The following is a 22515-nucleotide window of genomic DNA, read 5'->3' on the forward strand; positions in this document are numbered from 1 at the left end:
CCGACGCCGGCATTGGGTGGATTGACTTGAGGACATCACAATGAATGCATCCGCGCGCCCCATGGCGGCGATTCCCGCGGCAGGCGCGGCGTTGCTTGCCCGGACGACCCTGTGGCCCGCGGCCTTGCTATTAGCCTTGTCCGGCGTGGCGTCATTGATTTTCCAGATTCTGTGGATCAAACAACTGTCACTGATCGTCGGCGTGGAGGTGCACGCCATCGCGGCTGCGGTTGGCGCGTTCTTCTTGGGGCTGGCGGCGGGCAGTTGGGTGCTGGGACGACGGGCCGATCGGTCCGCGCGCCCGTTCCTGATGTATGCGGGCATTGAAGCCGCCATTGCGGCGCTGGGCGTGGGGGTCACCATCACACTTGGGATGGGGGCGCCGGCCTTTGCGCACGTTGAAGCCTTCAGCCCCTTGCTGGCCTGGGTGGCCGTCGTGTTCGTTGTAGGCATTACGCCGTTTTTCATGGGCGGCACCTTGCCGGTCCTGCTGCGTGCGACAGGCGCCGGAAGCATCAGCCGGGCGGGTGCCACGCTCTATGCCGCGAATACGGGCGGCGCAATCGCCGGGGCATTGCTTCCGGCTTTTTTCCTGATTCCCGCAATGGGCGTGCAAGGCGCGTCCTGGGCGGCCGCCGGCCTGAACCTGCTTGCCGCGCTAGGGGCGTGCGCGCTGCACCGGAAAGCCCCGCTGCCCGCCGCCGATGCTGCGCCGCCCGTCGTGAGCGCGCCGGCGCCTGCCATGCCTCGCGACGCGCGCGTGGCCTTGGGGCTGTATGCGGTCGCGGGGGCGGTGGCCATGGGCTACGAAGTGCTTTGGTCGCAGATGGCGGTGCCGTTCATGAGCACGCGCGCATTCGCGTTTTCAATCGTGCTGGCCGTCTATCTTGTGGGCTTGGCGGCAGGCTCGGCGCTGTACGCGCGCTGCGAACGGTGGGTGGGTGACCCGTGGCGGGTCTTCGGACTGCTGGTGGCGGGCGCCGGCCTGATTGCCCTGGTCGAACTGGCGCTGCTGGGCCGCTGGCTGGTCAGCGCGCAAAGCGTGGCCGAATCGACCATCCTGCGCTGGACCGAAAGCAATATGGCCGGCATGGCCGCCCGGTTCGCGGTGGCGGCAAGCGCGCTGGTCCTCTTGCCGACGCTGCTGCTGGGCGCGGCATTTCCCGCCGTGTTGCGCATTGCCGGGCCCGCCGAACGCCGCGGGCAGGGCGCGGGGGCGGTACTGGCCTGGAACACGCTGGGCGGCATCGCGGGCACGGCATTGACCGGGTTTCTGCTGCTGCCCTACCTGGGCACCGTGCGCAGTCTTGCGCTGCTGACGGCCGTTGCCTGCTGCGTCGGCGCCACGGCGATATGGCGCGCGCAATCCTCGTCGCCGATGGTAAGGGGCCTGAGCGCGGCATTCGTGGGCGCCGCCATGATCCTGGGCGTGGCGATGCCGGTTGACCATCTGGCGCGTCTGTTGCCGGGGGCACAAGGCGCGGAACTGGTCTTTTACGAAGAGAGCCACGGCGGCACCGTCGCGGTGGTAGAGCAAGGCAAGGGCGATCGGCGCTTCCGCCGCTTGTACATCCAGGGCGTGTCCAATTCCGGCGACGCGATGCCGTCGCTGCGCTATATGCGATTGCAGGCGCTCTTGCCGTTGATCGTGCATGCCGGCGAGCCCCGTTCCGCGCTGGTGATCGGCTACGGCACCGGCATCACGGCGGGCGCGCTGTCTCGCTATCCCGGCCTGGACCGCAGAGTGGTCGCCGAGTTGCTTCCCGGCGTGCTGCACGCCGCGCCGCTGTTCCAGGGCAGCTATGGCGCCTCGACCGATCCCGGCCTGGAAATACGCCTGAACGATGGGCGGCGCGAACTGTTGCGCAATACCGAACGCTACGACCTCATCACGCTTGAACCGCCTCCGCCATCGGCGGCGGGCGTGGTCAATCTGTACTCGCAGGATTTCTACACGCTGGCGGCGGCGCGGCTGAACCCGCGTGGCATCGTGGCGCAATGGCTGCCGCTCCCCACGCAGAATCTGGACGACACCCGCGCGCTGGTCGCAAGCTTCATCAATGTATTTCCGCACGCCTCGCTTTGGACGACGGAGTTTCATGAAATGCTGATGGTGGGTTCGATGGAGCCGTTGCCGTTGGACGCCGCGCGGATTGCCGAACGCTTTGCCCAACCGAAAGTGAAGGCGGCGCTGGCGGAAGTCGGGGTCGCGTCGCCGGCAGCGCTGCTTGCCACCTGGGTAACGGACCGCGCTGGCCTGGTCAACTTCGCGGGCTCAACGCCCGCCGTCACCGATGACCGGCCGGCAATCGAATACGCGACCTGGGTGCGGCCAAGAGAGGTCATTCACACGTTGCCCGCCTTGCTTGCCCAACGAACACCGCCTTCGCTGGTAGCGGCCGATGCCGAAGTAACGCGGGCGATCGACCGCGAGCGCGGCGCATTGGACCTGTTCTACGCAAGCGCCTTAGCGGCCTACCAAGGTGATCGCGAGGGCTGGGCCCGCAGCGACGCGGAGCTGGCGGCGGCAAGCGAAGGCAACGCCTATTTGCGCTGGTTTACCGGTGCGAAAGCGGGTCGGGTTCGATGATATTTCTTGACACGAATATTGGGGGCGAGAGTATTCTGAATTGCTACAGAACGAGTACGCATCCGATGTTCGTGTCCCGCCCGATGGCGCGACGCAGGTGACCGCGCCGCTAAGCACCCCGATCTTGAGGGAGACAGAGCATGCAACAGGAAGACCGTCCGGCGTTCTATCCGACCTCAAGAAGCTTGGCGCTTGAGCCTCGCTTGTTGTTCGACGCAGCGGGTGCAGTGGCGGCAGAACAACAGCACAATGCCCAGCCCGACGCGTCTCATGCCGACGCGGCTTCCACCGATACACCCGCCGCCAAAAGCGTGCTTGTTATCGACGCACGCGTAAGCGGCGCGCAGGCGCTTGCCGACAGCGCCACGCCGGGCACAAAAGTCGTGGTAGTGGACGCCGCGCGCGACGGCGTCGCCGCGGTGCAGGCCGCGCTGGATGCCCTGGGGCAAGTGGACTCCATCCAGATCCTGGGGCACGGCACGCCCGGCCAGATGATGCTGGGCAGCAGCGTGCTGTCGGCACAGTCGGCCGATACGCTGCGCACCGCCGGCTGGGGCTCCCATTTAAGTGCCAACGCCGACATCCTGCTCTATGGGTGCGACACGGGCCAGGGCCGGGCGGGCGCGGCGCTGATGACCACCATGGCGACCATGACGGGAGCCGATATCGCGGCGTCCACCAACGACACCGGCAGCGGCATGCAGGGCGGCGACTGGCTGCTGGAGACGTCAACCGGTCCCATCGAAAGCCGATTGGCCGTCGACGCCGCCGCGCTGGCCGCCTATCAAGGGTTGATGGCCAACGCCGACCCGACATCGACCGTCAACGGATCGTCCGCCGACATCCTCTTGGGTAGCGACGCACTGATCCAAGTGACGATGACCAATCCGTCGACCCAAACCGGGTATGCGCCGTTCATCGATGTGTTGCTGCCCACGACGGGTTTCGACGGTGACGATGGCGTCAGCTTCGTATCCGCCAGTGCGCTGGGCATCAATCTTGTCAGCCACGTTGTGACCTTCGGCGCGGACGGCACGGCCTTGCATCCGCTGGCGCGCGATGCCAACGGCAATGCGCTGGTGATCCGGGCGTCAGACTACGGCTACCGCGCCGGCGATCAACTCGTGGTGCTGGAGCTGCCCTTTGCGGGCTTCGGCAAGGACCAGCCCGCCATTGTGGTCGACATCAAGTTGCACATGAGCGACCTGGCCGACGTAAACAAAGACCACATTGTCAGCCTGCGCAGCGGTTTTCAATATGGCAACGACGCGCTGGACAACCCGCAGCAAGACCCTTCCATCCTGGAGGCGTCGTTTGACACCTACGCGCTGCGCTCCACGCCGCTGACCGTGACGCAGACGCTGGACATGGTGGAAGGCGAAACCGTTACCGGCCAGAATTTTCCGCACACGTTGACCGTGACGGCCACCCCCGCACCGGGCCAAACGGTGCAGAACCTGGTGTTGAATCAGACGCTGCCCGATACGATCCGGGTGCAGAGCATCACCCCGGATGCGGGGGGCGTCATTACGCGCCTGGTGCTGGCGGACGGCACCGAGCTGACGTCGCAGTTTGCCATCACGGCGGCCTTGTCGACATCGCCCTATCTGAGGGCCTATACGGTCAGCTACGCCAGCCTGTCCGCCCCGGCCGACACCCTGGTGAAGTTCTACGTGGCCCAGACGGATGCCGCCGGCGTTGCGGTGCTGGACCCGCTATCGGGCGATAACCGCACGATCGACATCGGAAGTCCCACCGTGGCCGGCGGATGGCATCCCCTGGACCCGCGCGACGTGCCTGCGCCGCTGCCGCTGCTGCCCGTCGTGGACATCGGCGACCCGGCAAGCTTCGTCGCCAAATCCATCACCCTGCACAAGACTGCGGGCATCGCGGTGGACCAGGGCATTGCCGGCCTGTCGCCGGGCGATACGCTGGGCTTTCGGTACGACATTGCGCTGTCCGATTACTTTGCCTTTGGCAAGACCGTGTTGGGGCAGGGGCAGCTTTCCGTGACCGACATGCTGGGCAACGGCATGACCTTTTCCGGCCAGCCGGTGCTGACCTTCACGCAAGACGGGCAGGTCTATTCCGTGGCGCTGGTCTACACGCTGGGCGCGAAGACGGCCGCCGGCACGCCAATCACGTTCGACATTGCCGCGTCGCTGCGCAATGCGGGCCTGCCGCTGGAAATCCTGGCGGGCGATATCGCCAGCAACGGCACGCAGCAGGGCGCGACGCGCGCCACGGTCAACTATCAGGCGCGGGTCGATCAGGCGTACCAAGGGACCTATCCGCAGGCCGAAATCAACGAGGGCGATTCATTGGGGAACAGCGCGGTGCTGGAGGGCACCGTCGTGCAGAATCGCGTAACCTGGGCGGTAGCGAGAGCGATGGGTCCGATGTGACACTGACCATTCCCACCGGTGCCGTCGATATCGGCGTGTTCCAGGTCAACGGCAACATCGTGTCGCCGTCCTACGAGCTCAAGCCGGGCGACGTGGTGACCTTCCGCCTTAGCTACGACCTGCAAACCGGCGACTACGAAAACCTGAAGTTGACCGCGTACCTGCCCTTGCCGCTGTTCAACACAAGTGGCGCGTGGTCCCAAGGCATCGGGGACCACAACTGGTCATATGGTTTGAATGACAGCCACCCGGGCACCGTGCAATCGGTCACGGCCGCGGCGGGCGATTCGCTTGTGTTCGACTTTGGCAACTACGCCATGCAGGCCGACCCCACGGGCCAGAATCGTATCGAAGTCCTGTTCACCTTACGCGTGACGGACCAGCCGTTTGCCGACCAGCGCTCCATTACCGTGCTGGGCCAATCGAACCAGCTGACGACGATCGGTCAGCAGCAGCTGGTCAGCAGCGATACCGTATTGATTCAATCCGTGGCCGAGCCCGTGTTGTCGATCACGCACGGCGTGGTTGCGTCCACGGGCGGCACCGTCACCGGCACGACGGGCACGTGGTCGAACGCGGGGTCGGGGGGGCCGGCCTTCACGGGTTCGGTCACGGACCTGACGGCGCTTGAAGGCACCGTGGCCGGCATGGACGCCGGTGACGTCGTACGCCTGGCGACCGGCATCGAGAACACCGGCGGCGGCGGGGCATTCGACGTCGGTACGACGGTGCAACTGCCGGCGGGTTTGGGCTTTCTGGGGGGCAGCCTGGCTGCCGCCAACCTGCTCGTGGCGCGAGGCGACGGTACCGTGTTGCAGCTGAATGTGGACTATGTCGTCAACGGCAACGCCATCACGTTTCTGGATGCCGGCGGGCAAGCGTCGCTGCTGGCGGGCCGCAACGGCTCGGCGGCGGATACGGCGGGCAGCAATATCGTGGTCATCACCTATGACACCGTCGCCAGCGCGTCGGTGGCCGCCAGCCAGAACCTGCGCAGCACCGCCGTGCTGACCCGCTACGCCAGCACCAACAACGGCGCCGACTTCACGCCCACCGACCTGGCGGACACGGCCGACGCCGCCGTTGCCGCGCCCACCGTGGAAAAGGTCTTTGCGGGCGGCAGCCTGGACCCTACCGATTCCAGCGCGCCGCACACCAGCGGCAGCGATCTGGTGGTGGGTGAACGCATGCTGTACGACATCATCGTGACCTTGCCCGAAGGTCAAACCCAGAATCTGCGGCTGGACGACCTGATTCCGGCCGGGATGGCGCTGGATACGAGCTTCGGCACGGGCGGCTACCTGCTGATCACGTCGCGCTCCGGCAGCACGGCGCTTAGCGCGGACTTTGCCGGCGTGGTGGCGGTGGCCAGCGTGGGCGGCATTGGGGGCACGGCTGGCACGGACGGTACCGATGTGCGCATGTCCTTCAGCGCCAGTTCCGCCGCCGGCAACGACAACGCGGCCGACAACCGCTTTGTGATTCGCGTGGCGCTGGTTGCGGTGAACGCGGCATCCAATCAAGCGGGCACGCTGCTGATCAACGACGCGCGGCTGACTTACACCGACCCGGACGGCGACACGCCCAATGGCGCCACGCCCGCCGATCGCAACGTGGCGGCGCAGGGCGCTTTGCCCACCGTCACCATTGTTGAACCGACGCTAAGCTTGACCCAAACGGCGGTCAGCACCGGGTCAAGCGTCGGGGTGGACCGCGGCGACACGCTGACCTATACGATCACTATCAGCAATGGCACGACGGCAAGCGATGTCGACGCGTTTGACGTGACCTTGCGCGACGTGCTGCCCACCGAGCTGAGCGACGCGCAGATCACCGGCGTAACGCTGTATACCGGCGCCACCATCACGGGTTCCGGCGATTTCATCATCCAGAACGGCGAACTGCGCACGGCGGACGGCAGCAAGCTGGATATCCCGAAAGGCGGCGCGGTGGTGTTGCGCGTTACCGGCACCCTTAATGCGCTGACCGGCACCCAGGGCTCGGTCGACAACCAGGTCAGTGTGCAGTGGACCAGCTTGAATGGCGCGGCGGCCGGAGAGCGCACGGGCGTTGACGGCGTGGTTGCCAGCGGCGTGCTGAACGACTATCAGCTGAGCAACACCTTGTCCGAGCGGGTCGCGGCCGACGCCACCATCAGCCACGTGGGCGGGCTGACGGACACCGCCGCCGGCACGCCTTCCACCGCCGGCCCGCAAGACGTGGCGGTGGGCGAGATCATCCATTACCGGGTCGCCTTCGTGGTGCCGGAAGGCACGGACCCCGCCGCCGCCATACGCGTGCTGCTGCCGCAAGGCCTGACGTTCATGAACGACGGCACGGCCACGCTGGGCTTCATTGCCGACAGCGTGGGCGGCGTGGCGGGATTGCAATCGACGCTGGCTGGATTGATTGCGTCCGGCAGCGTCGCCATTAACGGCGGCCTTACCGACGAAAGCCAAAGCCTGCTGGCGCCCGACCTGTCCGGCACCCGCGCGACCGGTGTCATCAACCAGGCCAACATCAACACCAGTGACCCGCGCGCCGTCGTGCTGCAACTGGGCACACTGGTCAACGCCAACAACGACGCCGATTTCGAGGTGATTTATTTCGAGTTCAACGTGCGCGTGGATAACGCCTCGGGCGTGGCGGCGGGCCAGCAGTTGGCCGTCAAGGCCGATTTCCTGAGTGGCGGCGAAGTGCGCACCAGCACGGATTCCGCCGTCGAACGCGTGGTGGAACCCAAGATCGACAATCTGGATAAAACGGTCACCGCGTTCGATCCAGGCGTGGCCGGCGCCACGGGCCAAGCCTCCTACGCCGTCACCTTCGGCAATACGGGCAGCGCCGTCGCCTATGACGTCGCGTTGACCGATACCTTGCCCTCGGGCGGATCGAATCTGACGGTGCAGGGCTTGACGATCGACGGCGTCGTGTACGCGCCCGGTGCGTATCCGGCCGGGGTAACCGTGACGGTGGCGGGCGACACCGTCACGGTCACGATGGACCGGCTGGCCGTCGGCCAGACCGTCAGCCTGGTCTATACCGCGGACTTGCCCAACAACGTGCTGTTGGCCGACACGCAGGCGCGCGTGGCTTACACCAGCTTGCCCGACAGTTTTCAAAGCTACGCGGGCACGTCGGTTGGCGTGGCCGGCACGACCGGCGGCGAACGCACCGGCGCAGGGGCCGCGCCGAACACCTATCTGGACAGCGACGCCGCCGGGGTCAGCCTTATCAGCGGCGTGTTGTGGAACGACACCGATAGCGCTACCGGCAGCACCACGCCGGACGGTCCGGGCTTGCAAGGCCAGGCCGTCACCTTGACCTGGGGCGGCGCGGACAACGACCTGGCCACCGCCGCCGACAACCGCGCGTGGACGGTCACCACCGATGCCAACGGTTACTACCATTTCGGCGTGTTGGGCGCCGGCGTCTTCCGCGTGGACGCCGCCCCTGGCATTACCTTGGCGCCGCCCGTGGGGCAATTGAATGTCCGTATCGATAGCGATGGCGGCACGCCTTTGGCGCAGGTAAGCGCACAGTTTGGTGACTTGGGCGCAAGCACCGCCGGCAACATCGGCTATGTGGAACGCAACGACGCGCCCACGGTGACGCCGGCCGCCGCGCAGGCCGTGGACGAAGACACCACGCTGCTGATCCCGGGCGTCAGCGTGGACGACCCGGATTCCGGAACGGGCCTGATCCGCGTGACGTTGACCGTGGGGCAGGGCGGATTGAACCTGGCCCTGGGCGGTGCAACGGTGGTGGCCGGGGCCTTGAACAGCCGCACGGTTACCTTGCAAGGCACCAAGGGCGACTTGAACTCGGCGCTGGCCACCTTGGCCTATACGCCGTCCGCGAACTACAACGGCGACGACACGCTGGTGATCCGGGTAGACGACCAGGGCCAGCGCGGCGACGTGGATGGCGATGGGGTGCCCTTCGAAACGGGCGACGACAACCTGAGCGCAGCGGCGACGGTAGCCATCACCATCAACCCGGTGAACGACGCGCCGCAGGGCGTGAATGACACCGCTGAGGCCGTCGAGGCGGGCGGGGCCGCCAACGGCACACCGGGGGTGGACCCGCGCGGCAATGTGCTGTCCAACGACACCGATGTCGATATCCAGACGAACCAGGACGTGCTGGCCGTCACGTCCATCTCGCAGGGCGGTTCGACGGAAACCGTTGCCGCTGGCACCACGGCCGTGCTGGTTGGCGTGTACGGCGAACTGCACATGGATGCACTGGGCGGCTACCAGTATGTGCTGAACAACGACAGCGCGGCGGTTCAGCAACTGCTGGCCTCCAGCGCGCCGCTGACCGAGAGCTTCAGCTATACCTTGCGCGATATCGGCGGCCTGACGTCATCCGCCAGCCTGACCATAACGATTCGCGGCGCGAACGACGCCCCGGATGCGCAGCCCGACACCGCCGCCATCACGGAAAAGGGCGGCACGAATAACGACAGCGGCGGCGGCCCGGTAAGTGGCGAAGTGCTGTCGAACGATTCGGACGTGGATCTGGGCGATACGCGTACCGTGACGCTTGCGCGCCCGCTGCTGTCCACCGGTTTCGGCGCCTTGGTCACGGTGGGGCCAGGCACCACGCGCGACGATGCGGCGCCGGTGACAGGCCGCTACGGCACCCTGACGCTGGGCGCGGACGGCACATACGCGTATGTGCTGGATGACGCCAATCCGCAAGTCCAGGCCTTGAACGCGGGCCAGACGCTGACCGAGGTGTTCCAGTACGCCGTGACCGACGCGGGCGGCTTGAACGCGGTAGCGACCCTTACCATCACCATCAACGGCGCCAACGACAACCCGGTCGCGCGCGACAACGTGGCCGACGGCTACACGGCTCGCGTGGATACGGCCAACGGCACCGTCATTGGCACGCCCGTGAACCCGGCGGGCAATGTCATTCTGGATGAACGCGACGCCGGAACAAGCGGTGAGGTCGATAGCGATGTCGATAACGACGTTGCCGGCGACACCGTCAGCCAGATCCGCCTGTCGGGCGGCGTCGACCAGGACCTGACCGGCCCCGGCCAGGTGCAGGTGATTGGCCAGTACGGCACCTTGTTCATCGGCCCGGACGGCACGTATCGCTACGAAGTCAACAGCCTGAGTCCGGCCCTGATCGCGCTGAATCCCGGCGAGACGGCCACCGAGAATTTCATCTACACCTTGCAGGATGCCCAGGGCGGCAAGTCGTCAGCCACCCTGGCTATCGTGATCCATGGGGTGCAGGATCAGCCGGTAGCCAGCGACATCATCGGTGTGGACGTCGAGGCGGGCGGTGTGACAAACGGCCAACCCGGCCTGGACGCATCGGGCGACGTCACGCGTAACGACACGGACCCGGATGGCGATACGCTGACCGTAGTCGGTATCCGTACCGGCCGGGAGGCAGCGGGTGGCGGCGGCACCGGCACCATTGGCCAGGAACTGACGGGCTTGTACGGCAAGCTGGTCCTGGGCGCGGACGGCCGCTACACCTATGAACTGAATAACGACGACCCCGCCGTGCAGGCCCTGCGCACGGCGGGCGACACCCTGGTCGACTATTTCACCTATACCGTCAGCGACGGCACGCTGTCCGACACCGCCGAACTGCGCATCCGCATCGTCGGCCGCAACGACGCGCCGGACGTCAGGAACCAGACGGGCGAGGCAGTGGAAGCGGGCGGCACGAACAACACCAGTGGCGGCCAGGAGGCGTCCGGCAACGTGCTGGACGATGCCGAAGACGTGGACAGCGGCGACACCCTAACCGTCACCGGCGCGCGCACCGGCGCGGCCGGCCCGCCGGTGGTCGACGGCCCCGGTGGCGTGATGACCGTCGTGGGCGCCTATGGCACCCTGACGTTGCGGCCTGACGGCAGCTATGCCTATGCGGTCGACAACAACAATCCGCTGGTACAGGCCCTGGCCCCCGGCCAGAGCTTGAGCGAGACCTTCAGCTATCAGGCGACCGACGCCGGCGGCCTGTCCGACGTGGCCGAACTGACCATCACGATCCGCGGTGCAAATGACGCTCCGACGTCCGACAACGAAACCGCCTTTGCCCAAGAGAAGGGCGGCACGGCCAACGGCACCGGCGGGCTCGACCCCACCGGCAACCTGCTGGATGCGGGCGACACCGACCCCGACGACGGCGACGCCTTGCGCATCAGCGGCTTTCGCACCGGTGCGCTGTCCGACGGCGGCGCGATGAGCAACGCCGCCGGTAGCGAGCTGGTCGGCTTGTACGGCACCTTGCGCGTGAACGCAGACGGCAGCTACACCTATACCGTCAACAATGATCTGACCGCCGTGCAGCAATTGCGTTTAAGCACGCAAACGTTGATCGACACCTTTACCTTTCGCGTGTCGGACACGGGCGGGCTGTTCAGTGACTCGCAACTGACCGTGACCCTTCGCGGCGCGAACGATGCACCTGTCGCCACGCCGGATACCGGTTCGGCCCAGGAAGCAGGCGGGGTGAACAACGGCACCGGCGGGCAGGCGGCCAGCGGCAATGTGCTGGGCAACGACAAGGATGTGGACGCGGGCGACACGCTGAGCGTGGCGGCGGTCGTCAACAGCAACAACGCAGCGGGCGTGATCGGCGGGGATTCGGCCGGTTTGTACGGCACGCTGCGCCTGGGGGCCGATGGCACGTACACCTACGCGGTCAACGATTCGCTGGCCGCCGTGCAGCAACTGCGCGCCGGGCAATCGCTGCAAGAGACCTACACCTACACCGTGCAGGACGCGGGCGGCTTGACCCACACGGCCGTGCTGACCATCACCATTGCCGGCCGCTACGACACTCCCCAGGCGGTTAACGACACCGACACGGCCACGGCGGGTTCGTCGGTGGTGGCGCCCATTGACGCAACCGGCGAAGTTCTGGGTAACGACCTGGACGTGGATGCGGGCGACACCAAGGCCGTGAACGGCATCCGTGCCGGCACGGAAAGCCCGATGCGTCCGCTGGTCAGCGTGGGCGGTGCGCCCGTGCGCGTGAACGGTCAGTACGGCTGGTTGGAGATCGGCGCCGATGGCCGCTACACCTACCACGTGGATTCCAGCAACGAGCAGGTCGCGGCGCTGGCGGCGGGCGAGCAGCTGGTGGACGCGTTCACCTACCGTGTTGTCGACGGTGGCGGCCTGACGGATCTGGCGCAGCTGGACATCACCGTTATCGGCGTGAATGACCCGCCCGTGGCGGCGCCTATCGTGGGCGTCGCTGTTGAACAAGGCGACGTGACGGGCCGATCCGGCGGGCGCGACGCCAGCGGCGACCTCACGCGTAACGACGTGGACGTCGAAGGCCGGACGCTGACGATTACGGAAATACGCACGGGGCTCGCGGGTGGCGCGGGCACGGCAGGAATCGTCGGCGTGCCCTTGCAAGGCAGATACGGCACCTTGCTGGTATTGGCGGACGGTACATACCGGTACACGCTGGACAACAGCCTGCCCGAGGTCCAGGCGCTGCGGACCTTGCGCGACACGCTGATCGACACCTTCACCTACACCTTGACCGACGACCAGGGCGCAAGCGACCAGGCGTCTATCGGCATCCTGATCCTGGGCCAGAACGACAAGCCGGTGGCGCTGCCCGATCAAGCCATTGCCATCGAGGCGGGCGGCCGCGACAACGGCGCCGCGGGGCTGGATCCCACGGGTAACGTGTTTGCCAATGACACGGACGTGGACGCAGGCGACACCCAGACGGTCTCCGCCGTTCGCACCGGGGGCCTGGGCGACCCGGGCGTGCCGGGGCAGGTGGGTGGAATCACGGCCGGCCTGTACGGCACGTTGACGCTGGCCGCCGACGGCACTTACCGCTATGTCGTGGATAACAACAACGCGCGCGTCCAGGCGCTACGCACAAACGGCGAAACGCTGACCGAGGTGTACACCTACACGCTGACGGACACCGCCGGCGCGTCGGTGCAGGCCACATTGACCATCACCCTGCGTGGCCAGGACGACACGCCGGTTGCGCGCGACGACACCGCCAGCGTCAATGATGTAAGCGGGCCCCCCGTCACGCAGGGCAACGTGCTGGCCAATGACAGCGATGTCGATGCCAACGAGCAACTGACGGTGGTAGGAGTGCGCACGGCGGGCGAGGGCGGCTCTGCCGTTGTCGCCGGACAGATCGGTCAACGGCTGGCGGGCCGCTACGGTTTCCTGACCTTGACGCCGACGGCAGCTACACCTATGAAATCGATCTGAGCAACCCCGACGTGGAAGCCGCGCGCGGACAGGGGCCGCTCTTGCGCGACGTCTTCGTCTATACCGTGAGCGACCGGGGCGGTCAGACGGATTCGGCGCTGTTGACTATTACGCTGGACATGGACGCCATCTACGTCGCCAGCGCCGACCCGCATGCGCTGATTCGCGAGTACGGCCCGCCCGGGCCGTTGTCCGACCTGACGCTGGACCCGGCGGTCTACGTCACCCCTGCTGTGCGCGACGCCTTGCTGCTGCACCAATGGCTGGATGCGCTGGTGCGCGGCGAGCGTCCGGGGATGGCGCTGCCGCCCGAGATATCGCTGGAATCATTGGCGGACGGCCTGGCGCAAGACGGCGTGCCGCTGTCGCTGACCGGCACCATCGAAGCCTTGCAACGCTTGTCGCGCTACGAGGACGCGCGGATGCAGGCGCGTCACGGCGCGGTTTCGCTGTCCGCGGATGGCTTGTTGCCGGACGTGTCGGTGTTTGCCCGCAAAGAACTGGAAATGCAGCGGCTGCACAAGCCCGTTCCTCAGGACAAGGCACCGGCACAACAAGAGGCGCCGGCACAAAAAGAGACCCCGAATTCGGGCTCGTTCAGTGATCAGATCAACCGGCTGGTGTTGCGGCAGACGTTGAACGCCACACCGACCACGCCGCAACGGTGAAGACGGAGCACGCGGGATGAAACTGAAGCAGAACCGACGTTACTCAGGCGCTATCGCCACTATTGCCATCCTGGGTCTGACGGCGTGCTCGTCGCCGCAGACGCCGCAGGCCTTCAGCCGCGACGAAGTCCGCCAGCGCGTGGAAGACGATCGCAAGCAGATGTACGCCGATCAGGAACCCATCACACGGCCGCTTACGTTCTATGATGCCGCCGCCCGTGCACTGAAATACAACCTGGACTACCGGCTCAAGCTCATGGAGACGGCGTTGTCGCGCAACCTGGTCGATGTGACGCGGCACGAGATGCTGCCCCGGCTGGTGGCGTCCGCCGGCTACACGTCGCGGTCAAATGATTCGGGCGGCACGTCCGTGGGGATCGAAGACGGTGAGGTCAGCCTGCGCCCCTCCACGTCGGAACAGCGCTATCACCGGTTGGCCGACCTGGAGATGACGTGGAGCACCCTGGATTTTTTCGTCGCCTATGAACGCACGCAGCAAAAGGCGGATCAGGTGCTGATGGCTGAAGAGCGCCGCCGCAAGGTGATCCAGAACGTTCTGCAAGATGTGCGCAACGCGTACTGGCGCGCGTTGGGCGCGCAGCGCCTGATCGCCGCGGTGGACACCTTGACCGTACAGGCGCGCAACGGCATCAAGTCTGCTCAGGAAGCCGAAACGCGGGGGTTGTTGCCACGTCAGCAGGCGCTAGCCTATCAGCGCGCGCTGCTGGACGCGGTGGGCCTGCTGGCCACGCGCCGGCAAGACCTGGAACTGGCGCGCGCCGAGTTGGCGGCGCTGATGTCGTTGCCGCCCGGCACCGAATTCCAGGTGGCGGACGACGCCGAGGAGAAGATTCCCCCGCCCAGTTTCGATATCGCCGCCCTGGAGCGCCTGGCGCTTGAGAACCGCCCGGAAATCATGGAGGAGTGGTATCGCAAGCGCGTCACGGATAACGACATCAAGATCGCCAAGGCGGAACTCTGGCCCAACCTGAGCCTGACCTTGGGCACGCATTACGATTCCAACGACTATCTGTACAACAACAGCTGGTCGTCGGTGGGGCTGCGCATCTCGTGGAACCTGCTGAACATCCTGAAGGCGCCCGCCTTGCAGGCTGCCGGCGAAAACCAGAGCAAGGTGGCCGACCTGCGCCGCATGGCCTTGTCGATGGCGGTTCTGACCCAGGTGCGGGTCGCGGCCCAGCGCTATTACCTGGCGCGCGAACAGCTGGACTTTGCGGATCAGAGCATGCAGGTGGATGGCCGCCTGCGCGACTACGCCAAGGCCAGCGCCAGTATTTCAGCCGACTCAAAACTGGAATTCCTGCGCGCGGACGCGCGGTGGCTGTTGTCGCAGTACCAGCGCTATGCGGCCTATTCGGATGCGCAGGCGGCATGGGGTCGCTTGTACAACTCGGTGGGCCTGGACGTGATGCCGGAAACCATCGCCAGCCACGATCTCAGCACGCTTGCCACGCAAATCGAACAGACCATGCAGGGCTGGCAACGATCAGCGCTGCAAGCCATGAGCACGCCTCAATGAATGCACCCAAGCAGATGCACCCATGAAGATGTCCCATGCAAGTTGTAGCGCCGTGGCCGCGGTGCTGTTGATGTCGTGCGCATCGGCGCAACCCCTTCCCCCCATCGCGGGCCAGAACGACCCAAACGCCATTCGGGTGCTGCTCACGGCCAATCCTGAAAGCACGATTTCCGCCCCGATGACGGGTCGCCTGGAAACCCTGGACGCGTCGCTGGGCCAGACGGTGGCCAAGGACGCGGTGCTGGTCCAGCTGGAATGCGCGGAACCCAAGGCCCGGCTGCGCATGGCGAACGCGGAATTGGCGGGCGCGCGGGAATTGCTGAAAGCCAAAGTGGGCTTGCGCAAGCTGGATGCGGCGGGAGACACCGAAGTCAACCTGGCCCGCGCCGCAACCGACCGCGCGGCCGCCGCTACCGCGCTGGCGCAGGCGCAAGTGGACTATTGCGTGGTGGGCGCGCCCTATTCCGGCCGGGTCGCCAAGGTATACGTGCGTCCGCACGAAAGCGTGGCAGCGGGCGCGCCGCTGGTCGACCTGGTGGGGGACGGCCCGTTGAAGGTGCGCCTGAACCTGCCTTCGCGATCCTTGCGCGACGTCAAGATCGGCACCGAATTCCAGATCGACGTCAGTGAGACCGGCAAAACGTACCGCGCGCTTGTCTCCGCGATCAACGCGCGCGTGGACGCCGTGGCGCAGTCGATCGAGCTGGAGGCACAGGTGCGCGACCCCGCCGGCGAACTCCTGCCCGGCATGAGCGGCATCGCCGATTTTTCGTTGCCGCGCTGAACACGATGCAGAACGATCTATTGCTGTTGCTGCAACTGGCGGAAGTGGAGGGGCTGGCGCGTCAGGCCGATAGCGTGCAACAGTTGAGCTTTCATATCGCCAATGACGCGCATCCGCTGCTGGCTTACCGGCAGGCGCTGGTCTATGCGGACGACGGGCACGACTGGAAACTGCTGAACATATCGGCGCTGGTTTCCGCGGATGAGCAATCCCCCTACATCGTCTGGCTCGCCGCCGCGCGCAAATGGCTGCGCCAGCGTACGGCGGGCGGGCAGGCGCAATGGATCGAGGCGCCCGCCGAGGGCGAGGCCAGCACGCTGATCCGCGATGGCTGGCGCGAATGGTGGCCGGCCGGTGTGTGGGCCTTGCCGCTGAAAACGCGTAACGGTGCGGTATTGGGTTGGGTGCTGTATCTGATGGAGCAGGCGCCCAGCGCCGGGCAAAGCACGGTCATGAGCCGGTTGTGCCAAACCTGGGCCTATAGCTGGGAATTGCTGGAGCGCGGTCGACGGCCCATGCGTCGGCCCTGGAAGCGGCGGCTACGCTACGGGGTCGCGCTGTTGCTGTTGGGCCTGTGCCTGATGCCCGTCAGGCAAAGCGCGTTGGCGCCGGCCGAAATTACCTCGTTGGATCTGCAAGTGATCAGCGCGCCGCTGGACGGCGTGGTCAAGACCGTGCACGTCAGCCCCAACCAAGCCGTCAAGGCAGGGCAGCCGCTGTTTTCACTGGACGACACCACGCTGCGCAACCGGCTTGACGTGGCGACCCAGGCGGTCGGCGTGGCGGATGCGGAGCTGATGGCGGCGCGGCAGACGGCGTTTCGCAGCGAAGACAGTCGAGCCCGCGTGACCACGCTGCTTAGCCGGGCCGAAGAAAGACGCGCGGAATTGGAATCCGTTCGATCGCAATTGCAACGGCTGGACGTGACGGCGCCGCGCGACGGCATTGCGGTCTTCGCCGACATCAACGATTGGCTGGGCAAGCCCGTGGTAACCGGCGAACGCATCATGCAACTGGCCGACCCGCGCCAGCCCGCCATGCTGATTCAGCTACCCGTGGCGGATGCCTTGTCGCTGGAAGTCGGCGCGCCCGTGACGCTATTCCTGACCGTGAAGCCGTTGGACCCGCTGGCCGGCAAGATTATCGAAACCAGCTACCAGTCCGCGCTGACGCCCGAGGGTGTGCCCAGCTATCGGCTGCGCGCCAGCATTGACGCGGCCGACGCGCAAGACGCGCGCATCGGGCTGAAAGGCACCGCACGCATTCGCGGCGGCCACTCGTTTTTGGGCTACGAGGCGATCCGCCGGCCGCTGGCGGCGCTGCGCGCCTTCACGGGTCTGTAGCGCGGGCCAGGGCGCAACATGGATGATCCCCTCGCCCAGCCGCTTGCGCCCCTGCGGCAAGACTTGCGGCTATTCGCGGGTGCTCCGTATCCGGATGGCAGCCCGGCGTGGATTATTGAAGATCCGGTACGCAACCGGCATTTCAGGATCGGCTGGCTGGAATTCGAATGTCTGGCGCGCTGGCATCTGCTGCCGGCCGACATGCTGGAAGACATCCGCAAGCAAACGCCGTTGCAGCCCGACGGCGCGCAGGTCCTGCAATTTGCCGGCTTTCTGCATCACAACCAGTTGCTGCGCCCGCATCCCGGCCGCAGCCAGGCCATGGCCGCCGCCGCGCCCGGCCGCGAATGGCTGACAGCCAACTGGTGGTTGCACCATTACCTGTTCTTTCGGATCCCGCTGGTGCGCCCCATGTATCTGTTGCAGCGTCTGTACCCCTATCTGCGCTGGCTGTTGCGGCCGGCAACGGCATGGACGATAGGGGCGCTGACACTGCTGGGCCTGTTCCTGACCGTGCGGCAGTGGGACACGTTCCGCCACACGCTCTTTGAATCGGTTTCGTGGGAAGGGGCGCTGGGCTTTGCCTGCGCGCTGGCGGTCGCCAAGACGCTGCATGAACTGGGCCACGCTTTGATGGCGACTCACCTGGGCGTGCGCGTCGGGCACATGGGCGTGGCGTTCCTGGTGGTGGCCGATGCTGTACACGGACACCAGCGAATCATGGCGCCTGGCCGACCCGCGCAAACGCCTGATGATCGCCAGCGCCGGCATCATCACCGAGCTTGCCATCGCGGGGCTGGCGACCTTGGGCTGGGCGCTGCTGCCGCCCGGCGTGCCGCGCCAAGCTTGCTTTTATCTGGCCACCACCAGTTGGATATTGTCGTTGGCGTTGAATGCCAGCCCCTTCATGCGCTTCGACGGCTACTTCATCCTGTCGGACTGGCTGGACATGCCCAACCTGCACGAACGCGCCAGCGCCCTGACGCGCACCGCAATCCGGCGCCGGCTTTGGGGCTGGCAAGACCCGTGGCCGGAGGCCTTGCCGGCCCCGGTCCGGCGCAGGCTGATCCTGTTTGCATGCGTCACGTGGGTGTATCGCCTGATCGTTTACTTCGGTATTGCGCTGGCCGTATATCACTTGTTTTTCAAGGCATTGGGGCTATTCCTGTTTGCCGTGGAAATCGCCTATTTCATCGTGCTGCCGTGCTGGCGGGAGGTCAGGGTGTGGATGCAACGACGGCAGGACATCAAGCGTTCGCGACGGTGGCTGGTGCCGCTGGGGTTGCTTCTTGTGCTGGCGTGGCTGGCCATACCGTGGCCTACCGGGGTCCGCGCGGCGGCCTTGGCTCGAAGCATCACGTTATGGACGGCGTATGCGCCGGCGCCCGCTGTCATCAAAGCGCACCATCCGCCGGGTACCGTCAAGGCCGGCACGCCATTGGTGGTGCTGGACCGCCCGGAACTTGCCAGTGAAGCGCGGGCGGCGCAGGCAGGTGTGGCGGGGCAGTCGGCGCGCTTGACCGGGTTGTTGGGTCAAAGCACCGGGCTGGACCAGCGGGCGGCCGCCATTGAAGCATTGGCTCAGAGCCGGGCCACCGTGCGCGCCGTGGCCGCCGAGCAAGACAAGCTGATGCTCGCCGCGCCCATGGACGGGCTGTGGGTGGATACCCCGGCAGAACTGCGGGCCGGCACCTGGGTCGGCACCAAGCAAGCATTGGGCCGGCTGGTGGACCCCACACGCTGGGTGGTGGACGCCTACGTGGGCGAGTCCGACATCCATCTGCTTTCCGTGGGCGGCCCCGGCTGCTTTTATCTTGAGGACACGCCAACGCGCTACTGCGGCCATATCCGCACGATTGCTCCCGCGCGCACGCAGCAACTTAATGCGCCGATGCTGGCCACGCCGCATGGCGGGCCGATACCGTCGGTGCAAAAACAGGGGGCATTGATGGCGGAAGACGCGTTGTACCGCGTCATTCTTGAGATAGATGGGCCGATGCCGGCCGTGATGGAACGGCGCGGCAAAACGTACTTTGAAGGCGCCGAACGCAGTCGGCTGCTGCACTGGATGCGGCTGCTGGCCAGTCTGGCCGTCAGGGAAAGCGGGCTATAGCGCGACCATTTGCGGTGCACGGCGGGCCGACCGATGCAAATCCGGCGCGGGTTGTGACAAAATGTCAGGCACGCGGACCCGGCTGTACCGGGATATCCCATCCTGACCAGGCTCAGAAATGCCAGTTATCGGTGATTCGACATCAGCCCGACCCCCTGGCGATGGCGCGAGCCGGACGCAGCGCGAACCCGAGCGCTCGCTGGACCGGCTGACGCGCCTGGCCCGGCGCTTGTTCAATGTCGACATGGTGGTCCTGGCATGGGCCGAGGCCGACGCCGACGCGGCCGCGGCCGGCGGCTGGCGGGCGGTGGACGGCGCGCTTTTCGGAGATGTGCAGCGTTGGTCTGTCGAGTGCCCCGTGCATGCCGCCGACGGGCGCACGCTGGGTGCATTGCGGTTGCTGCACGGACAGGCGCGCGATTTTTCCGACCAAGACAAGCGCGCCTTGAATGACCTGGCCGGCCTGGCGGCCACGGCCATCGAACAGCACGACGCATTGCCTGGCGACCGCGCCGATGAAGGCACTTGGCGCGAAGAAGCCCGCAAGCTGTCGCTGGCCATCGCCGGCAGTGGCACCGGCGTCTGGGACCGCAACGTGATCACCGGCGACATCACCTATTCGCCCGGCTGGAAGGCGTTGCTGGGCTATAGCGAGTCGGAACTCTCCACGCGCATCGAGGACGCCTACACCCGTCTGCACCCGGACGACCTGGACTACGTGCGCGCCGCCATGCAGGACCATTTCGACGGCAAGACCGACAGCTACGAAGTCGAGCACCGCATCCGCTGCAAAGACGGCAGCTACAAGTGGATTTGCAGCCGGGGCAAAGTGATCAGCCGCGACGAGACGGGCAGGGCGCTGCGCATGATGGGCACGACCACGGACATCAGCGCGGTGCGCGCCATGTCCGACCGGCTCAAGCGCACGGCGGACCTGGTCGTCAACCTTACCGACGCCGTGCCCGGCCTGGTCTTCCAGTGTCGTCCGGCGGCCGAGGGCGGCGCGTGGTTTTCCTATGTCAGCGCGGGTATCCGGGATATGTTCGAGCTGACCGCCGATGACGTCCTTGCCAGCTCCACCGCCATCGAACAACGCATCCATCCCGACGACCTGGCCGCCTATCGCGCGTCGCTGCACAACGCCGCCGCCGCGCTGACGCCATGGCATCTGGAGTTTCGCGTCTGTCTGCCGCGACAGGGCATGCGGTGGCGGCAAGGCGACGCCAGCCCGCGCCCCGACGTCGACGGCGGCGTGGTGTGGCACGGCTTTGTCACGGACATCACCGACCGCAAGCGCGCCGAATTCGAACTGCGCGAGCTTGCCGCCACGGACGCGCTGACGACCCTGCCCAACCGCCGCCATTTCATGTCGCGTATCGCCGCCGAGCTGACCCGGATCAAGGGCCACGGCGGCCTGGGTTCAGCGGTGCTGATGTGCGACCTGGATCACTTCAAACACATCAACGACACCTGGGGCCACGCCATCGGCGATGGCGTGCTTCAGCATTTTGCGAACATGCTGCGCGGCCAGCTGCGCGACACCGACCTGGTGGGGCGCATCGGCGGCGAGGAATTCGCCGTTGTCCTGCCCGATACCGACATCGACAGCGCGCACCGTTTCGCGCAACGCGTCCAGCGCCGGATCGCCGACGTGCCGTATTCAACAGGCGGGCGCGATATACCGTTGACGGTCAGCATAGGCATATCCGCGCTGCATACGAAGGACGACGATGCCGAGCTGGCGCTCAGCCGCAGCGACCGCGCGCTGTATTACGCCAAGCAACGCGGGCGCAATCGAATTGAATCGGTGTTGTTCCGGTAGGACAAGGGACGGCAGCGGGATGACGCGTTGCGATTACGATGCCAGGCCCTGCGCTTCCTGAACCAGCCATGTCGCGAATGCCTGGACTGGCCCTGCGCTTAATTCGACCGGTTCGGGCAGTACCAGGCAGAAGGTCTTGGCGACCGCTTTGCTCTCGGGCCAAGGCGCGACCAGTTGGCCTTGTTCCAGTTCTGCCTCGATGTATAGGCGGGGCACCAGTGTAACCCCCAGACCGGCGATGGCCGCCGCGATCAGCATGGCATGCAGGTCGTAGCGCGCGCCCACTGCGGAATTGGTCAACTCGATGCCGGCCTCTTGAGCATATCGCTGCCAGGCGTCCGGATTCTGCCGCCGATGCAGGCGTGGCAGATCATTCAATGACAAGTGGGCGCCGGTGTTCATACTGGCGCCCATACCCGCATCCGCGAGCAGTGCCGGGCTGCACACCGGCACCAGCACTTCTTCCAACAAGGGATGCAAATGCATACCGGCCCAGGCGGGATGCTCGAAATGGATGGCGGCGTCAAAACCACTGCCGGCAAGAATGAAGGGTTCCAACCGTTCGGCAATATGCACGGTTATGTCGGGATGGCGGTTTTGGAAATGCTTTAGCCGTGGAATAAGCCAGCGCGTGGCGAATGTGGGGCTGGCGGCAATATCAATCGTCCCGCCCTGCACGGGCTGCCCCATCAAATAAAGGCTGTCCCGTTCCAGCCGATCCAGCGTCTGGCGAACTTGGACGGCGTATCGCACGCCATTGGGCGCAAGCCGAACCCGGTTTCCCACGCGCTCAAACAGCGAGACGTTTAAAAATGCTTCCAGACGGGCGATCTGCCGGCTGATCGCGCCTTCGGTCAGCGCTAATTCCTGCGCCGCCCGGGCAAAGCTGCCATGGCGGGCGGCTGCCTCGAAAGCGAGTAGCGCGGAGTTGCTTGGAATCTTGCGTCGCATGAATGTGTCTTGCTGGGGGCTGTTGTTCCAGGCGCTGCAATCAGCTTGATGAAAAGTCAATG

The 22515-nt window shown here is 66.0% G+C and carries 11 protein-coding genes; 9 read left to right on the forward strand and 2 right to left on the reverse strand.

What is annotated here, in order from left to right; translation table 11 throughout:
- The first annotated feature begins 40 nt into the window (after positions 1 to 40).
- The 7 genes from ACNPP0_RS09820 to ACNPP0_RS09850 all read left to right on the forward strand — a co-directional run bounded on the left by ACNPP0_RS09820 (position 41) and on the right by ACNPP0_RS09850 (position 17567).
- Positions 41 to 2590, forward strand: a complete 2550-nt coding sequence (locus ACNPP0_RS09820; RefSeq protein ID WP_448705746.1) for a spermidine synthase — start codon at positions 41 to 43, stop codon at positions 2588 to 2590.
- Between the two features lie 140 nt (positions 2591 to 2730).
- Complete coding sequence (locus ACNPP0_RS09825; RefSeq protein WP_448705747.1) at positions 2731 to 4995, forward strand: DUF4347 domain-containing protein; 2265 nt, start codon at positions 2731 to 2733, stop codon at positions 4993 to 4995.
- Positions 4992 to 13232: a cadherin-like domain-containing protein gene (locus tag ACNPP0_RS09830; protein WP_448705748.1), complete on the forward strand. Its 8241-nt coding sequence runs from the start codon at positions 4992 to 4994 to the stop codon at positions 13230 to 13232. The genes ACNPP0_RS09825 and ACNPP0_RS09830 overlap by 4 nt, the downstream gene beginning before the upstream one ends.
- A gap of 11 nt (positions 13233 to 13243) precedes the next feature.
- On the forward strand, positions 13244 to 13900 hold the full coding sequence (locus ACNPP0_RS09835) for a hypothetical protein (protein WP_448705749.1): 657 nt from the start codon (positions 13244 to 13246) through the stop codon (positions 13898 to 13900).
- Positions 13901 to 13916: 16 nt separating this feature from the next.
- Positions 13917 to 15440 carry a TolC family protein gene (locus ACNPP0_RS09840; RefSeq protein ID WP_448705750.1) on the forward strand — a complete coding sequence of 508 codons (1524 nt, stop codon included), beginning with the start codon at positions 13917 to 13919 and terminating at the stop codon, positions 15438 to 15440.
- 22 nt (positions 15441 to 15462) lie between these two features.
- Positions 15463 to 16224 (forward strand): efflux RND transporter periplasmic adaptor subunit, encoded by a 762-nt coding sequence (locus ACNPP0_RS09845; RefSeq protein ID WP_448705751.1) that lies wholly within the window; start codon positions 15463 to 15465, stop codon positions 16222 to 16224.
- Between the two features lie 5 nt (positions 16225 to 16229).
- Positions 16230 to 17567: an efflux RND transporter periplasmic adaptor subunit gene (locus tag ACNPP0_RS09850; protein WP_448705752.1), complete on the forward strand. Its 1338-nt coding sequence runs from the start codon at positions 16230 to 16232 to the stop codon at positions 17565 to 17567.
- Positions 17568 to 17636: 69 nt separating this feature from the next.
- On the opposite strand, the gene ACNPP0_RS09855 is transcribed toward ACNPP0_RS09850, so the two are convergent.
- Positions 17637 to 18278 carry a hypothetical protein gene (locus ACNPP0_RS09855; protein ID WP_448705753.1) on the reverse strand — a complete coding sequence of 214 codons (642 nt, stop codon included), beginning with the start codon at positions 18276 to 18278 and terminating at the stop codon, positions 17637 to 17639.
- Here ACNPP0_RS09855 and ACNPP0_RS09860 point away from each other — a divergent pair.
- Positions 18262 to 19680, forward strand: a complete 1419-nt coding sequence (locus ACNPP0_RS09860) for an efflux RND transporter periplasmic adaptor subunit (RefSeq protein WP_448705754.1) — start codon at positions 18262 to 18264, stop codon at positions 19678 to 19680. The genes ACNPP0_RS09855 and ACNPP0_RS09860 overlap by 17 nt on opposite strands.
- Positions 19681 to 19798: 118 nt before the next feature.
- Positions 19799 to 21502 (forward strand): sensor domain-containing diguanylate cyclase, encoded by a 1704-nt coding sequence (locus ACNPP0_RS09865; RefSeq protein ID WP_448705755.1) that lies wholly within the window; start codon positions 19799 to 19801, stop codon positions 21500 to 21502.
- A 33-nt stretch (positions 21503 to 21535) separates the two neighbouring features.
- Here ACNPP0_RS09865 and ACNPP0_RS09870 read toward each other — a convergent pair whose 3' ends face one another.
- On the reverse strand, positions 21536 to 22453 hold the full coding sequence (locus ACNPP0_RS09870) for a LysR substrate-binding domain-containing protein (RefSeq protein WP_448705756.1): 918 nt from the start codon (positions 22451 to 22453) through the stop codon (positions 21536 to 21538).
- Positions 22454 to 22515 lie beyond the last annotated feature (62 nt).

This window comes from Achromobacter semiaridum (genome assembly GCF_053543755.1).

Excerpts from the sequence above, each read along its gene's own strand:
- ACNPP0_RS09870 (WP_448705756.1), bottom strand. The coding sequence starts at position 22,453 with ATGCGACGCAAGATTCCAAGCAACTCCGCGCTACTCGCTTTCGAGGCA.
- ACNPP0_RS09845 (WP_448705751.1), top strand. The coding sequence starts at position 15,463 with ATGAAGATGTCCCATGCAAGTTGTAGCGCCGTGGCCGCGGTGCTGTTG.
- ACNPP0_RS09850 (WP_448705752.1), top strand. The coding sequence starts at position 16,230 with ATGCAGAACGATCTATTGCTGTTGCTGCAACTGGCGGAAGTGGAGGGG.
- ACNPP0_RS09825 (WP_448705747.1), top strand. The coding sequence starts at position 2,731 with ATGCAACAGGAAGACCGTCCGGCGTTCTATCCGACCTCAAGAAGCTTG.
- ACNPP0_RS09820 (WP_448705746.1), top strand. The coding sequence starts at position 41 with ATGAATGCATCCGCGCGCCCCATGGCGGCGATTCCCGCGGCAGGCGCG.
- ACNPP0_RS09865 (WP_448705755.1), top strand. The coding sequence starts at position 19,799 with ATGCCAGTTATCGGTGATTCGACATCAGCCCGACCCCCTGGCGATGGC.
- ACNPP0_RS09840 (WP_448705750.1), top strand. The coding sequence starts at position 13,917 with ATGAAACTGAAGCAGAACCGACGTTACTCAGGCGCTATCGCCACTATT.
- ACNPP0_RS09860 (WP_448705754.1), top strand. The coding sequence starts at position 18,262 with ATGCTGTACACGGACACCAGCGAATCATGGCGCCTGGCCGACCCGCGC.